Genomic DNA, 1,951 nt, shown 5'->3' on the forward strand with positions numbered 1-1,951 from the left:
GTTCGGAAAGGGGTAAGAGGTAATCCGTTTTCCCCGAACAAATTACACGGAGGATTATCTGCCCACCCATAACGCACTGCAATAGGCACTGTCACATCCGGAGAAGTAACCGTAATCATATTCCCTTTCACTATAGCATGAGCAGGGTAAAATTTCATATCGGGTCCGGCCATTGCAAAACCGGTAGGAATTTCTCCCTTTATTATTATATCTTGATTAAATGATAAAATAACAGCTCCTTTCTCGATCTTAAAACTCTTGTACATCGGAATCTCATATTTTCCCTTTCTATATGTATCGGCAAGTGCTAAACGTGCTAAACGCGCCCCTACTTCTTGCTTATTTTTAGGATGAATATCATACGCTTCACCTATATCGATCGTAACGACCATTCCCGTTTTTTCAAGATGCAGAGCATTCGCCTGAGCTTCCCGGAGGTGCGCCCATGTAGAATTCGGTTGTACCTCCTGCATGTTCAAAAAATTTGCTAATTGCACAAAATAAAACGGAAAATCATTCTTCCACAAATTACGCCAATCGGTAATCATCGATTGAAACAACGGGGTATACTGAACCGCTCTTTCTACATTTGCCTCGCCCTGATACCAAATAGCTCCTTTTATAGGAAAATTCCGAAGAGGATACACCATTGCATTATAAAGCACAGAAGGATAATTCTGACTATCCGGAGAAAAGGGAACTTGAGGCTGTTGAGACAACGGTACTCCAACACGATAATTCCACATTCCTGCCAGCGATATTTTATCATTACCCGCATCTATCGACAATTCTTCCGGAGAGCCGCAAATTCCACCGGTACCACTCTGATCTTGAACCTTTACCGTAATAATACCTTTTCCCGATTTTACCAATTCTGCCGGGATTGAGTAAGTACGTTTTATGTAATAGCCCTCTCCTCGAGCAATCTCCTTACCATTAAAATAGGTAATATCTTTATCGTCTATCTTTCCCAAATTCAACGTCAAAGTCTTTCCTTCCCATTCAGAAGGTATATCTACAACTTTCTGAAACCATACCGAACCGTCAAAATCAGGAAGTCCGTTATGTTCCCAAGCTCCGGGTAAATTCATCTGTTTCCAGTCGTCACCCGATTGTTCATTGGAAGTCCAGCAAGGAACATTATTTTTCATTCCCGGGTCACAGTCATTCAAACGTTTTTCCCAATCGGTCATATCATCCTGATATTTCGCCATCAACAATTCTCTGTCGGCACGACATTGTTCTATACGGGCAGCATCCTCTTCAAAACCCCATACATGCTTCAACGCTGAAAGACTCGTCCACGCTTCGGCAGGAGTACCGCCCCATGTACAATCAATAACTCCGACAGGAACTTTCAATTTTTCCCATAGATTACGAGCATAAAAATAAGCGACCGCTGAAAAATTCTCCACACTTGAAGGCGAACATTCTTTCCAACCATCACCATTTATCTCTAATTTTTCAGAAGGGACATGAGATATTACTTTTTTAACCTGTAACAAACGGATAGAAGGATAAATCGCCTCTGCAATCTCTTTTTCATAATTCATCACTTTCCCCCAACCGGCAACCGGCATTTCCATATTCGACTGTCCGGAACAGAGCCAGACCTCACCGACCAATACGTTTTGCAAGAAAAGAGGTTCTCCGTCATCGATCGTAATCGTATACGGACCTCCGGCTTTAGGTGTCGGAACTTGAACTTCGAATTTCCCATCCGTACCGGATGTAACCCGAAAATCTTTAGAATTCCATCCGACTTTCACGACAACCTCTTTTCCGGCTGCAGATACACCGGAAATAGTAAGCATACTCTTTTGCTGAACTATCATATTGTCTGTAAAATAAGCAGGCAAAGAAATTTTTGCTTGCATCGACACAGATACACACAAAAAGAACAATAAAAACAAATACTTATTCATACAATTCCATTATCATATAACTACCC

General features: G+C 41.6%; 1 protein-coding gene. It reads right to left on the reverse strand.

The features are described 5' to 3' along the window. On the reverse strand, nucleotides 1-1,925 hold a 1,925-nt coding region (locus tag AC1WHX_RS12030; protein WP_481229458.1), incomplete at its 3' end, for a sialate O-acetylesterase. Between the last annotated feature and the right edge of the window lie 26 nt (nucleotides 1,926-1,951).

It is taken from the genome of Coprobacter sp. (assembly GCF_982436375.1).